Below are 12,330 nucleotides of genomic sequence, written 5' to 3'. Positions count from 1 at the left end.
CTGGCCCCGGCGGGCCGACCACGGCAGGTGCCGCGCGCGGGGGGCTAGCTGGTGTCGCCCATCACCACACCTTCGCGGCGCGGGTCGGCGCCACCGGTCCACCCCGACTTGCTGCGGGTGATCGCCGATAGCCCGCTGGACTGGTCAGCCAGGTTGACCTGATGGCCCAGCGCGCGCAGGCCTTCCACCAGCGGATCGTGGGCGCCGTTGTCGGCGGTGTTGATGTCGGGGTGCTCGCCGCCGACATTGGTTCGTGGCGTGTTTGCCGCGCCGAAATCGACCGCTGACACCGCCTGCTGCGGATCCAGCCCCCAATCGAGCATCGCCACAAGGGTTTTCACAACGAACTGGACGATCGTTGACCCGCCGGGGGAGCCCACCACCGCATACAGCGAGCTGTGTTCTGCTGGTGCGCCATCGAAGACGAAGGTGGGTGCCATCGAACTTCGCGGCCGCTTCCCGGGCTGGATGCGGTTGGCCACCGGTGCACCATCGGAGTCGTATGGCTGCGCGTTGAAATCGCTGAGCTGGTTGTTGAGCAGGAAACCGTCGACCATGTGAAAGGAACCGAACGCCGATTCCACCGTTGTGGTCAAAGCGGCCGCGTTTCCGTATGAGTCAACGACGCTGACGTGGCTGGTGCCGTGTTCGGGAACCGGCGCGGCGATGGTGGTCGGCAAGCCGAAGTCGCCGGGCTTGGCGGTTCCCATGCTGTGCTGGGGCGAGATCAGCGCCGCGCGCCCGGCCAGATACGCGGGGTCGACCAGGGCGCTCAGCGACCCACCGGGCGGTGGGACGAAATCCGCGTCGGCCACGTATTTATCGCGGTCGGCGTACGCCAGCCGCTCGGCCTCGGCGACCAGGTGCACGCCCATCACACTCGGGCGACCACCGTTGGGGTCGAGATTGTCGGGCCGGTACTCACTCATGGGGAAGTGCTCGAGGATTCCCAAAGTGGCGGCCACCGCGACGCCACCCGATGACGGCGTCGGCATCCCACAGATCTGCCGGCCACGGTAGGTCGTGCACAGCGGTTCGCGCTTCTTGGCGGGATAGGCGGACAGATCTTCAAGGGTGATCAGGCTGGGCGTGCGGCCACCGGAGGTGTCGCCGGCGGCGGCCATGATGTCGTGAGCAATATCGCCGGTATAGAAGACGCTCGCGCCGGCCGATGCGATCTCGGACAACGCCTTTGCGTAGGCGGGATTGGTCAGCCGGGTGCCAACGGCCTTGGGGGTGCCGTCGGGGGTGAGGAAATACCCGCGCGCTTGTGGGTCGGCGCCCAATTGCGGCGCCGAGTCGGAGATGGCCGCGGCCATCCGCGGGCTGATGTCGAAACCATTGTCGGCCAATGCCACCGCGGGACTGAAGAGGTCACGCCACGGTGTGGTGCCGTGCTCGTTGTGCACCATCTCGAGCATTCGCAGGATGCCCGGCACTCCGATCGATCGTCCTGAGGCACGCGGATCGGGCCTGGGCGCGCTGTGGTCGGCATCGCTGATCCAGCGCATGTAGTTCTCGGTGGCCGCCGCCGGGGCGACCTCGCGGCCATCATAGGCCTGCACCGACCGCGTTCTGGCGTCGTAGTACAGCAGCACCCCGCCGCCGCCGATGCCCGAGGACTGGGGTTCGACCAGGCCCAGCACCGCCTGGGCTGCCACCACAGCGTCGGCGGCGGTGCCACCGTCGCGCAGCACTCGGCAGGCGGCCTGAGTGGCCAGTGGATTGGCGGCCGACACCGAATAGTGCGCGGTATGCACCGGGGTCATGTCCGTGCGATAGCCGGTGGCGATCTCCGGGTTGGTCGCCACGTTTCTCGATGACGGGGCCGCGGCGGCGACCGAGGTTTTCGGCGCCGGGGTGCCGTTGGGCACGATCTCGCACGGGCCCGCCGAGTTCGGCGCCCCCACGTGGGTAGTGCCACATCCGGCCAGCGCAAGGGCCGCTACGGCCAGCACTGCACCACAACGCTTGACAAAAGTCATTGAACGAAACTCCGTTACGCCGCGACGCGACCAGCGGTTGCCTGCGCGAAGCGATCTAGTACTGTCTCGGCCACCAAACGGTGCGCACCCAGGGGTGCGGCCATGGCGAGCCCAGTATCGGCCGCAAAGCGCTGCACCCGGTCCGGCAGTCTGCCATGGGCCAAGAACCACGGTGCAACGACCACCCGGTGGGCACCGCGCCGACGCGGCCGGCTGACGGCTTCGGCCAGGGCGGCCGGCGGGTGGGTGGCGAACGCGGTCGCTACCGCGGCCCAGCGGGTTCCCTCGGCCAGTTTCGGCCCGACCTGGGCGGTATGGGAGTTGACCGCGGCGTTTGACGAGCCGATCGCCACGACGAGTACGCCGAGGCCGTCGTCGAATCGGGAAACTCCCAACGCCGTCACGCGTTGCCGCAGCACCGACACCAGCCGGTCGTCGGTTCCGAGCACGTTGGCCTGGCGCACCCGCAAACTCTCCCGGCAGCTTGCGATTTGCGCGGGAATGTCGATGCCCGCGTGGTACCGTTGGCCAGCAGTAGGGGTGTGACCACAGCATCACCGGAACATCCGTTGAGCACCTCGACCAGGCCTGGCGAGTTCAGCTCGCAAAACGCCAACCGCACATCGAGATCGGGCCGCATGCGCGCGACTCGGGCCGCCACCGCTCGTGCGTTCGCCGAAGACCGGGGATCCCTGCTGCCGTGCGCCGTGAGTACCAGCGCCGTCACGAAGCGTGCAACCCGCATTCGGTCTTGGCCAGCCCCTGCCAGCGCCCGCTGCGCGGGTCGGCGCCGGCGGCCGGCTTGACCGTGCACGGGGCACAGCCGATCGACGGATAGCCCTCGTCGACAAGCGGATTGACCAGAACATTGTTGGCCACGATGTAGTCCTGGACTTCGTCATCAGACCAGGCCGCCAGCGGGTTGATCTTCACCAGCTTGAAGGCCTCATCGAAGCTGATCACGGGTGCATTGGCTCGCGTTGGTGCCTCGACCCGGCGCAGTCCGGTCACCCAGGCGGAAAAGTTGCTCAGGGCCTGACGCAACGGGACCACCTTGCGCAGCCGGCAGCACTCGCCGGGATCGCGGGCGAACAGGTCTTGGCCCAGCAGCTTGTCCTGCTCGGCAACGGTGTGCTCGGGAGTGATGGTGAGCACCTGGACGTCGTAGACGGATTCGACCGCATCGCGGGAACCGATGGTTTCCGCGAAGTGGTATCCGGTGTCCAGAAACAGCACCGGTACGCCCGGGCGGACCTTGGACGCCAGGTCGATCAACACGGCGTCCTGCATGTTGGAGGCCACCACGTAGTTAGCCGTCTGGACACCAGCGACACCGGCGGCACGATTGGCACCGCCGAAGGTCTCATCGGTCCACTGCAGCAGTTCGGTGGCACTGGCCCCTTCGAGTTCGGCCGCACCGCGTGCCGCCAGCTCGCGCAGCTCGGCTTCTGTCAGGTTGCTTGTTTCGATCATCGCAGGTCGTCCTCCTCGGCCCGAATTGCCCACTGAGCAAAGCGTTCACCGGCGGCGCGGTTCTTGACGAAGTTGCGCACCACCCGATCGATGTAGTCACCCAGCTCGTCGCTGGTGACCTTGTGTTGACGCAGTTTGCGGCCGAAGCCACTGTCCAGGCCCAGGCTGCCGCCCAGATGTACCTGGAAACCCTCGACCTGGCCGCCGGCGCCATCGTCGACCATCTGGCCCTTGAACCCGATGTCAGCGACTTGAATTCGTGCACAGGAGTTCGGGCATCCGTTGATGTTGACGGTGACTGGGACATCAAGCGTGGAGTTGAGATCGTCCAGCCGCTCTTCGAGTTCGGGGACCAAAGACTGTGCCCGGACCCGGGTTTCGGCGAACGATAGCTTGCAGAACTCAATGCCACTGCAGGCCATGAGATTCCGGCGCCAATGCGATGGCTGCGCGCGCAGACCCAGCGCCTGCAGGCCGGCGATGGTCTCATCGAGCTTGTCGTCGGGAATGTCGAGGATGACCAACTTCTGGTAGGGCGTGAACCGGATCCGGTCCGACCCGGCCCGCTCGGCCAGCTCAGCCACCGCCGTCAAGATGGTGCCCGATACCCGACCGGCGATAGGGGAAACCCCCACCGCGTTGTGCCCGTTCTTGAGCCGTTGCACGCCGACGTGGTCGATCGGATGCTTGGCGGGTTCGGGGGCAGGACCGTCGATCAACGGCCGCTTGAGGTACTCGGTTTCGAGAACTTCCCGGAATTTCTCGATGCCCCAGTCCTTGATCAGGAACTTCAGCCGCGCCTTGGACCGTAGGCGCCGGTAGCCGTAGTCGCGGAATACCGAGGTGACCGCTGCCCACACTTCGGGCACTTCTTCCAGCGGCACCCAGGCCCCGACCCGTTTGGCAAGCATCGGGTTGGTGGAAAGACCGCCGCCTACCCACAGATCCAGTCCCGGCCCGTGCTCGGGGTGGTTGACGCCGATGAACGCGACATCGTTGACCTCGTGCACAACGTCCTGCAGGCCCGAGATCGCGGTCTTGTACTTACGTGGCAGGTCGGCGAAGTCAGGCTTGCCGATGTAGCGGCGCACGATTTCGTCGATCGCCCAAGTCGGGTCCAGCACCTCGTCGAGTGACTCGCCGGCCAGTGGCGAGCCCAGCACGACGCGGGGGCAGTCCCCGCACGCCTCGGTGGTGTGCAGCCCGACTTCGTCGAGCCGCCGCCAGATCTCGGGTACTTTCTCGACCTCGATCCAGTGGTACTGCAGGTTCTCCCGGTCGGAGATGTCGGCGGTGTCTCTGGCGAATTCGGTAGAAATGGCGCCCAAAGTACGCAATGCGGCCGTCGAAAGGGCACCGCCGTCGCAGCGCACCCGCAGCATGAAGTATTTGGCTTCGAGTTTGTCGATGTTCTCGTCGCCCGTCCAGGAACCGTCGTAGCCCTGTTCGCGCTGGGTGTAAAGACCCCACCAGCGGAAGAGCCCCCGCAGATCACTCTTGTCGATGCTGTCGAATCCGGCCTTGGCGTAGATGTTCTCGATGCGTTCGCGCACATCGAGTAGGTTGCCCGCCTTCTTGAGTTCCTCGTTGGCGTTGAGCGGCTCGCGATTTCCCAGCGCCCACTGGCCCTCACTGCGGGGCTTGGCGGGACGTGCCGTGGTCATTGGTTCTGTTCTCCTTCGCGAGAAATGCCAACCTGGGCGTGCACAAAACCATCGAGTCTGACGGGGTGCGCAGATCCGATGGCCAGCTAAAGGTATAAAGGGGCCGGGTCTACGACATCAAGGAAGACAGCAACAGCTGCAGACACGCTTGAGGTCGATGTGCCGACGCATAACCAGCGCGATGTGCGGGTTCGAATTGGCGGGCACCGTGACATTCTGCCACGGACCGCGGTCGTCGCGCGAACAGGGCTGATTTTGTCTCACAGTGACCAAAACTACCGAGCGAGACTGGGGGCTTGGATAGACGAAGCCGCGAAGCGGCTGAGAACATCCAGGCCCCGCGGCAGACGGGCCCACTTCCCGGGGTGGGGGCCCCTCGTTGACCGCCGGCGTGCACACCGGCGTCCGGGTCTCGGCCGGCGTGCGAAGATTTGGCATGACTGTTCGCGAGGCACCGGTCGACCTGCCCGCCCTGTTGCCCAGCCCCGGACGGCCGTTTGGGCTGTACCTGCATGTCCCGTTCTGCGTGACCCGCTGCGGGTATTGCGACTTCAACACCTATACACCGGCTGAGCTGGGCGGCGTCAACCCCGACGCGTGGCTGCTGGCGCTACGCAGCGAACTGGAGCTGGCCGCGGCACGGCTGAACGCGCCGACAGTGAACACGGTGTTTGTCGGCGGTGGGACACCCTCGCTGCTGGGCGGTCAGCGCCTGACGACGCTGCTGGACATGGTGCGCGACCATTTTGTGCTCGCGCCCGACGTCGAGATCACCACCGAGGCCAATCCCGAGTCCACCTGGCCGGAATTCTTCGACGCCATCCGCTCGGCCGGCTACACGCGGGTATCGCTGGGCATGCAGTCGGTAGCGCCCCGTGTGCTCGCCACCTTGGACCGGGTGCATTCGCCCGGCCGGGCTTCGGCGGCGGCGCGCGAGGCCTTTGCCGCGGGTTTCGAACACGTCAACCTCGATCTGATCTACGGAACCCCCGGGGAGACCGACGACGACCTGCTGCGCTCGGTAGACGCCGCTATCGAAGCCGGTGTCGACCACGTTTCGGCCTACGCCCTGGTCGTTGAGGACGGAACCGCGATGGCGCGGCGAGTGCGGCAAGGCGAGTTGCCCCCCGTCGACAACGACGTGCTGGCACATCGTTACGAATTGGCCGACGCGCGGCTGACCGCGGCCGGGTTGGCGTGGTACGAGGTGTCCAACTGGGCCCGGCCGGGCGGTGAATGCCGGCACAACCTCGGCTACTGGAATGGGGGTCAATGGTGGGGTGCGGGCCCCGGCGCACACGGGTACGTCGGCGCGACCCGCTGGTGGAATGTCAAGCACCCCAACACTTATGCGGAGATACTGGCGGGTTCTTCGCTGCCGGTGGCCGGCCTCGAGCGGCTCGAAGAGGACGCCTTGCACACCGAAGAGGTGATGCTGGGGCTACGGCTGCGGCAAGGGTTGCCGCTGGCGCATCTCGATGCCGGCGAGCGTGAGCGAGCTCAGGCCGCGGTGGCCGACGGGCTGCTGACCGCCGAGGGCGACAGCGTGGTGCTCACCGATCGGGGACGGCTGCTGGCCGACGCCGTGGTGCGCACGCTGCTCGGGTAGCTTCGGGCGGCTCAGCCCGTGGTGTGAAACCAGATCCCGACCATGCGGGCGATCTCGATGTAGAGCGGGATCCCGATCGTCACGTTGTAGGAGAAGGTCAAACCCAGCGATGCGGCCAGCGGCAGCGTCGGGCTTGCTTCGGGTATCGCCAGTCGCTGCACGGCCGGCACCGCGATGTAGGACGCCGCACCGCACAACACCGCGAACAACACGTAGGTGCCCGGCTTGAAGTCGCTGTTGGTGAGGTAGGCGTAGCTGTGCGCCACGATGATGCCGATGGTGGCAAAAAGGTTTGGGGCCAGTAGGCCGAAGAAGATGAACCCGCGCCCGGCCGTCTTGAGGTCCTTCAACTTGCGCGACGCTGTCATGCCCATCTCGAGCAGGAACAGGGCCAGCACACCCTGGAACGCGGTAACGAAGAAGGTGTCGTCGTCGTGGACGACCTTCTCGCCTTGCAGGCCACTGATCAGGCCGATGATGATGCCCCCGAGCAGCAGAGCCAGCCCGGGGTTGAGGAAGACCTCCTGGAAGAGCTCCCGGGAGAACAGCGACGGCTGGCCGCTGCCCTTGGCGGGTTCGTCCTGGTCCGTGTGCTCCCGCTTTTCCAGCGAAAACTCCAGCTCCTGCTCGATTTCGCGGTCATGTGTGCTTTCCAGGCTCTCGCCGCGCGCGGGCCGTGCGGCGGTACCCGGTCCGACCGAGACCTTGGCCGGGGGCGTGTAGCCCGGTTCGTCGGGCATGTATCCGGCCTCGTCCATCCCGCGGTGCCGCAGCCGCGCCACCAGATACAGGGCCACCAGGCAGCCGGGGATCTCCATGACGGCCAACATGACCGGCATGTAGGCGTTGAAGGCGATGCCCACGCTGGTGAGGACGGCCACGCAGGTGGCAAAGGTCCCCGCCGAGTCCGACCCGTAATAGCCGGCGACGGTAGCTCGGTCGACTCGCCGCATTCGGCTCATCCGGCTCAGCAGCAGGTAGGCCAGACCGCCGATCAGGAAATTCAGGACGAAGCCCACACCCATGAAGCCGACGATGCTGCCGATGCTGGACGGTTTGATCTTGGCGAGTTCCTCACCGCCGTGCCAGCCGATCGCCAGCAGCAGGTACATGGTGAGGCCCTGATAGATCACATACGGGAACTCGAACCGCACCTTCAGGATCGGAATCAAAAACCCGAAATAGAAAAACAACAAGAGCGGTTTGAACAGGTTATGGGTGAAGTTCTCCCAGAACTCGTGCAGCATTGACGCCTCCCATCGTGCCGCGATCCAGGAAGCACCCACCGCCAGCGGAGCAACCGGGAACACACCCCAGACAACGCTGAGAATTTAGCGAGGCGGCTGCCAAATCGCCACTTGGTACGCCTATTAAAGTATTAAAGTAGCTGGATTTGGGCCGTTTTGGCCGACACGGCAGCGGCCGAAACAGCCATGTAACAGTCGGCGATGGCAATTGTGCTGGCAACATGCCGTAAAAGTCAGCTGGCCGCCAGTTTAGTGTGAGTTATCTGGCAATCCACTGTGAGACGGGCGTTGCGGCGTTCAACGCGCCGAAGAAACCAGCGACGGCCTGACGCCGATGTCGCGCTTTCGGTACGTCACCGACCGCCAGGCGTATGGCGAGTAGTGAGTCGTCGTTTCCTCGAAGCCGTCGACCTTGCAGGCCGTCAAAACGCCGGTGTCGTGGTTGATGGTGAGCTCATCGCATTCGCCGGTGACTTCTTCTCCGTCGGCAAGCCGGATTACGAACATGTGCTGGTCCTCCTTGATGCTTGCGGCAGGCGGTCTTGGGCGGGGGTGGGTGAGCGCCGGCGGGCATCTCTGCGACTGGCTAGCTGGCTAGACAGTGATGGTAAGAGAACTGCCCGCTCAGCAGCATCTCACGGTGTGTCGATCAGGTAAATGGTTGGCGATCTGTGGTCGTTGTGCAAGCCAGAGGTCGGCGAGGCGAGCGTGATGGGCTGGTGGCGGCGGGTGAGCTGGCGTGACTCGGGGTTGAGGTGGGATGCGTTGGCGCCACCGGCCGGGGGGTCCGGCGCGCATGGGTCCCGCCATTGATTCCCGCTGAGTCTTGGCCGGTAGCCGCGTCTTACGGGAGCGGATAGCGCGAATTTACGTAGGTTAGGCTACATTTACCTACTGTGGTGGAGGTTAGTGTCGAAGCGAGTGCTGTCAGTACCGCTGAACCGTCGATCCCGATGCCGGCCGATATCGGTCCGGCCGACCTTGCGGCCGAGTTGGCCGTCGTGCTGTGCGAGGCGGTGAGACCCGAAGGTACCCAATACCTGCTCTACGAGCGTGACGGCCAGTGGGTCCTGGCGTCGGGTGTGCAGGCGATGGTGGAGTTGGACAGCGACGAGGTCCGGGTTATCCGCGACGGTGTGACTCAGCGCCAGCAGTGGTCGGGGCGACCTGGGGAGGTCCTGGGCGAGGCCATCGACAGATTGTTGTTGGAGACCGATCAGGTCTTCGGCTGGGTGGCTTTCGAATTCGGGCTGTACCGCTACGGTCTGCAGGCGCGCCTGGCCCCGGGCACCCCGCTGGCTCGGGTCTTCTGGCCGCGCACCCGCATCGTGGTGACCCGCGATGACGTAAGCCTGTTCGGCGCGGAGCCGCACGAGCGCGAGGCGGTGCTGCGGCTGCTGCGCGACGGGCTGCCCACGGTGCCGCGATCTCGAACCATCGATCTGAGCGCCGATCCGTCGGGCTATCGCGACCGCGTGGCGGCAGCGGTTCGTGAGATCGCGTCCGGTGCGTACCACAAGGTAATCCTGTCCCGTTGCGTAGAGGTGCCGTTCCGGCTCGATTTTCCGTCGACGTATCGGCGGGGCCGTGAGCGCAACACACCCGTACGGTCATTCTTGCTGCGGCTTGGTGGAATTCGCGCCCTCGGCTTTAGCCCGGAACTCGTCACCGCGGTTTCGCCCAGCGGTGTGGTGGTCACCGAGCCGTTGGCCGGCACGCGCGCGCTGGGCCGGGGTGCCGCCCATGATCGGCTGGCCCGTGGGGACCTGGAGAGCAATGCCAAAGAGATTGTCGAGCATGCTATTTCGGTGCGCACGTCGTTGCACGAGATCACCGAGGTGGCCGAGCCCGGAACCGCAGCGGTGATCGATTTCATGTCGGTGCGCGAGCGCGGTAGCGTGCAGCACCTCGGTTCGACGATCAGCGCCCGCCTGGATGCGGCCAGCGATCGGATGAATGCGTTGGAGGCGCTTTTTCCCGCCGTGACGGCATCGGGCATCCCCAAGGCCGACGGTGTCGACGCGATCTTGCGTCTCGACGAAGGTCCGCGCGGACTGTATTCGGGGGCGGTCGTCATGTTGTCGGCCGATGGTGGGCTCGATGCCGCCCTGACACTGCGCGCCGCCTACGAGCGTGACGGGCGCACCTGGTTGCGGGCGGGTGCCGGCATCATCGAGGCATCCCAGCCCGAGCGCGAATTCGAGGAGACCTGCGAGAAGCTCTCCACGTTGGCGCCGTATCTGGTTGAGCGTCAGTAGCCTTCGAGGCTTTCGCAACGCCGGCGGTAAGTGCCGCCGCGCGCTCACACTGCGGTAGGGCACGAGGACGTCTGCCGTACGCCGGGTGAGTGGACGCCGTTGACCAAACGGTGATCAATCGCACACCGTGCGCAAGGACTTTCGGCCCTAGCCGAGTAGGCATCTGGCCAGCCAGGCTTCCCTTTCAGCGGCAGCAACACATGTCGAGAAAGCGGGGTCGGTGCGCCGTGTATGCACCCAGGCCGTGGTCGGTGCGGGAGTTCCCTGATGTGACCGTGCTTTCCAGTGCGTCGGTGTCGGCTGCTCATGGTGAGCAGGTGGCGCGCGCGGTGGGTCAAATTCTGGTGCACCGCGAGATCGTCGGAGGGGCCCGGGTGCGTCTCAAGACGGGAGCTTGTGGCCGTGGCCCGATGGTGGTGCAGGTGAACCTGCGGGTGGGGGAACTTCCGGCTCGGGTGCTTGCCGTTACGCCCGGCATCGATGATCTGACGCCGGCATTGCTCGGGCTGGACCGTCATATCGTGCGGATGCATGACCAGTGGCGTCCCCGGCCCTGGCCCGATCTGACGCGTCGTCGGCTGTTCGTGCGGCCTGATGCGGCCATCGCGCGTCGCAAGCCGGTCTCGCTGCAGTGCTCGACGCCCCTGGCGGCGGTGGCCGTGATGGATGCGATGGACTACGACGCGCACGTGTTCACCGACGCAGAAACGGGCGAGGACGCGGTGGTCTACCGGGCCGGCCCCTCGGGGCTGCGGCTGGCTCGGCAGCGGCACGTATATCCGCCGGGATGGGCTTGGTCGCCGAGCAATTCGGCGCCGCCGGTACCCCTGATCGTGAATTCTCGCCCGACGCTGGCCCTCACCGAGGAGGAGGCCCTGTGCCGCGCCCGCGAACACGGGCTTCAGCTGCTGTTTTTCACCGACTCGGCTACTGGCCGCGGCCAGTTGCTCTATCCCCGCTACGACGGCGATCTCGGATTGGTCGGTCCCGCCCGGCGCGCCTGACTTGAATGTAACCGCGGTTTACAGATATATTGCCCGTAACTGGACGGAACACATAGCTGGGAGACCAACGTGTCCAAGGAAATGACCAACCTGCAGCTACTCCACGAGCTTCAGCCCGTGGTGGAGAATCTGCTCAACCGGCACATCTCGATGTTCAAAGAATGGAATCCGCACGACTACGTTCCCTGGTCCGATGGCAAGAACTACTACGCCCTCGACGGCCAGGATTGGGAGCCCGGGCAGAGCCAGCTCACCGACGTCGCTCAAGTGGCGATGGTGCAGAATCTGTTGACCGAGGACAACTTACCGTCGTATCACCGCGAGATCGCGATGAACTTCAGCATGGACGGTCCATGGGGACAGTGGGTCAACCGGTGGACCGCCGAGGAGAACCGACACAGCACCGCGCTGCGTGACTATCTGGTGGTGACACGTGCTGTCGACCCCGTAGAGCTGGAGAAGCTGCGCCTGGAGCAAATCACAAGAGGCTTCAGCCCGGGCCAGAACCAACAGGGTGATCTGTTTGCGGAAAGTGTGTTCGACTCGGTCATGTACGTGTCGTTTCAGGAGTTGGCCACCCGCGTCTCGCACCGCAACACCGGTAAAGCCAGCAACGACCCGATCGCCGAGCAGTTGATGGCCAGGGTGTCGCACGACGAGAACTTGCACATGATCTTCTACCGTGACGTCAGCGCGGCCGGGCTGGACATCGCACCGAACCAGGCGATGAAGTCTGTGCACCGGATATTGCGCAACTTCAAGATGCCCGGGTTCACCGTCCCGGAGTTCCGTCGCAAGGCCGTGATCATCGCCGTCGGCGGCATCTACGACCCGCGGATCCACCTCAACGAGGTGGTGATGCCGGTGCTGAAGAAGTGGCGGATTTTCGAGCGGGAGGACTTCACGGGCGAGGCCGCGTGGATGCGCGACGATCTCGGTGTGCTGATCAAGGAGCTCGAACAAGCCGGCGACAAGTTCGACGAGTCCAAGCAGCGCTACCTCGAGCGCGAGGAGCGCAGGGCAGAGAAGATCACCGCCAGTCGGGTGCTCAAAACCGAAGGGACGCTTACCCTCAGCAGAATGTGATCAC

Annotated in this window: 10 protein-coding genes and 1 pseudogene; 4 read left to right on the top strand and 7 right to left on the bottom strand. The window is 65.2% G+C overall.

Annotated features, from left to right (window positions below; genetic code table 11):
* Window positions 1-44: 44 nt before the first annotated feature.
* The 5 genes and pseudogenes from ggt to MPSD_RS30885 form a co-directional block, all read right to left on the bottom strand.
* The gene (gene ggt, locus MPSD_RS18675; RefSeq protein ID WP_086084827.1) at window positions 45-1,985 is read right to left on the bottom strand and encodes a gamma-glutamyltransferase; all 1,941 of its coding nucleotides are present in this window, start codon (window positions 1,983-1,985) and stop codon (window positions 45-47) included.
* Window positions 1,986-1,999: 14 nt separating this feature from the next.
* Window positions 2,000-2,730 (bottom strand): annotated as a pseudogene (locus MPSD_RS28625) (sirohydrochlorin chelatase).
* Entirely contained in the window at window positions 2,709-3,458 is a 750-nt protein-coding gene (locus MPSD_RS18665) for a phosphoadenylyl-sulfate reductase (RefSeq protein ID WP_015356498.1), read from the bottom strand. The pseudogene MPSD_RS28625 and the gene MPSD_RS18665 overlap by 22 nt, the downstream one beginning before the upstream one ends.
* Window positions 3,455-5,122: a nitrite/sulfite reductase gene (locus MPSD_RS18660; protein ID WP_020786767.1), complete on the bottom strand. Its 1,668-nt coding sequence runs from the start codon at window positions 5,120-5,122 to the stop codon at window positions 3,455-3,457. The genes MPSD_RS18665 and MPSD_RS18660 overlap by 4 nt, the downstream gene beginning before the upstream one ends.
* Before the next feature lie 117 nt (window positions 5,123-5,239).
* Window positions 5,240-5,293 carry an Ms4527A family Cys-rich leader peptide gene (locus MPSD_RS30885; protein ID WP_350356019.1) on the bottom strand — a complete coding sequence of 18 codons (54 nt, stop codon included), beginning with the start codon at window positions 5,291-5,293 and terminating at the stop codon, window positions 5,240-5,242.
* A gap of 265 nt (window positions 5,294-5,558) precedes the next feature.
* On the opposite strand from MPSD_RS30885, the gene hemW reads away from it, so the two are divergent.
* Window positions 5,559-6,731 (top strand): radical SAM family heme chaperone HemW, encoded by a 1,173-nt coding sequence (hemW, locus tag MPSD_RS18650; RefSeq protein ID WP_012395322.1) that lies wholly within the window; start codon window positions 5,559-5,561, stop codon window positions 6,729-6,731.
* An 11-nt stretch (window positions 6,732-6,742) separates the two neighbouring features.
* On the opposite strand, the gene MPSD_RS18645 is transcribed toward hemW, so the two are convergent.
* Entirely contained in the window at window positions 6,743-7,978 is a 1,236-nt protein-coding gene (locus tag MPSD_RS18645) for a sodium-dependent bicarbonate transport family permease (RefSeq protein ID WP_015356495.1), read from the bottom strand.
* Between the two features lie 297 nt (window positions 7,979-8,275).
* Window positions 8,276-8,485, bottom strand: a complete 210-nt coding sequence (locus tag MPSD_RS18640; RefSeq protein WP_086084826.1) for a hypothetical protein — start codon at window positions 8,483-8,485, stop codon at window positions 8,276-8,278.
* Window positions 8,486-8,874: 389 nt separating this feature from the next.
* On the opposite strand from MPSD_RS18640, the gene MPSD_RS18635 reads away from it, so the two are divergent.
* From MPSD_RS18635 to MPSD_RS18625, 3 genes are all read left to right on the top strand, one after another.
* Entirely contained in the window at window positions 8,875-10,236 is a 1,362-nt protein-coding gene (locus MPSD_RS18635) for a salicylate synthase (RefSeq protein WP_086084825.1), read from the top strand.
* A 200-nt stretch (window positions 10,237-10,436) separates the two neighbouring features.
* Window positions 10,437-11,240, top strand: coding sequence for a sigma 54 modulation/S30EA ribosomal C-terminal domain-containing protein (locus MPSD_RS18630; RefSeq protein ID WP_051153663.1), 804 nt, complete (start codon window positions 10,437-10,439; stop codon window positions 11,238-11,240).
* 81 nt (window positions 11,241-11,321) lie between these two features.
* Entirely contained in the window at window positions 11,322-12,326 is a 1,005-nt protein-coding gene (locus MPSD_RS18625; protein ID WP_223161290.1) for an acyl-ACP desaturase, read from the top strand.
* The last annotated feature ends 4 nt before the right edge of the window (window positions 12,327-12,330 follow it).

This window comes from Mycobacterium pseudoshottsii JCM 15466 (assembly GCF_003584745.1).
GTDB classification, from domain to species: domain Bacteria; phylum Actinomycetota; class Actinomycetes; order Mycobacteriales; family Mycobacteriaceae; genus Mycobacterium; species Mycobacterium marinum.
Note: the sequence above shows the minus strand (reverse complement) of the source record. Positions and strands in the feature narration are given on the sequence as shown.

Bases quoted from the DNA above. Each gene is read 5' to 3' on its own strand.
- MPSD_RS18625 (WP_223161290.1), top strand. From the start codon at position 11,322: ATGACCAACCTGCAGCTACTCCACGAGCTTCAGCCCGTGGTGGAGAAT.
- hemW (WP_012395322.1), top strand. From the start codon at position 5,559: ATGACTGTTCGCGAGGCACCGGTCGACCTGCCCGCCCTGTTGCCCAGC.
- MPSD_RS18630 (WP_051153663.1), top strand. From the start codon at position 10,437: ATGTCGAGAAAGCGGGGTCGGTGCGCCGTGTATGCACCCAGGCCGTGG.
- MPSD_RS18660 (WP_020786767.1), bottom strand. From the start codon at position 5,122: ATGACCACGGCACGTCCCGCCAAGCCCCGCAGTGAGGGCCAGTGGGCG.
- ggt (WP_086084827.1), bottom strand. From the start codon at position 1,985: ATGACTTTTGTCAAGCGTTGTGGTGCAGTGCTGGCCGTAGCGGCCCTT.
- MPSD_RS18665 (WP_015356498.1), bottom strand. From the start codon at position 3,458: ATGATCGAAACAAGCAACCTGACAGAAGCCGAGCTGCGCGAGCTGGCG.
- MPSD_RS18645 (WP_015356495.1), bottom strand. From the start codon at position 7,978: ATGCTGCACGAGTTCTGGGAGAACTTCACCCATAACCTGTTCAAACCG.
- MPSD_RS18640 (WP_086084826.1), bottom strand. From the start codon at position 8,485: ATGTTCGTAATCCGGCTTGCCGACGGAGAAGAAGTCACCGGCGAATGC.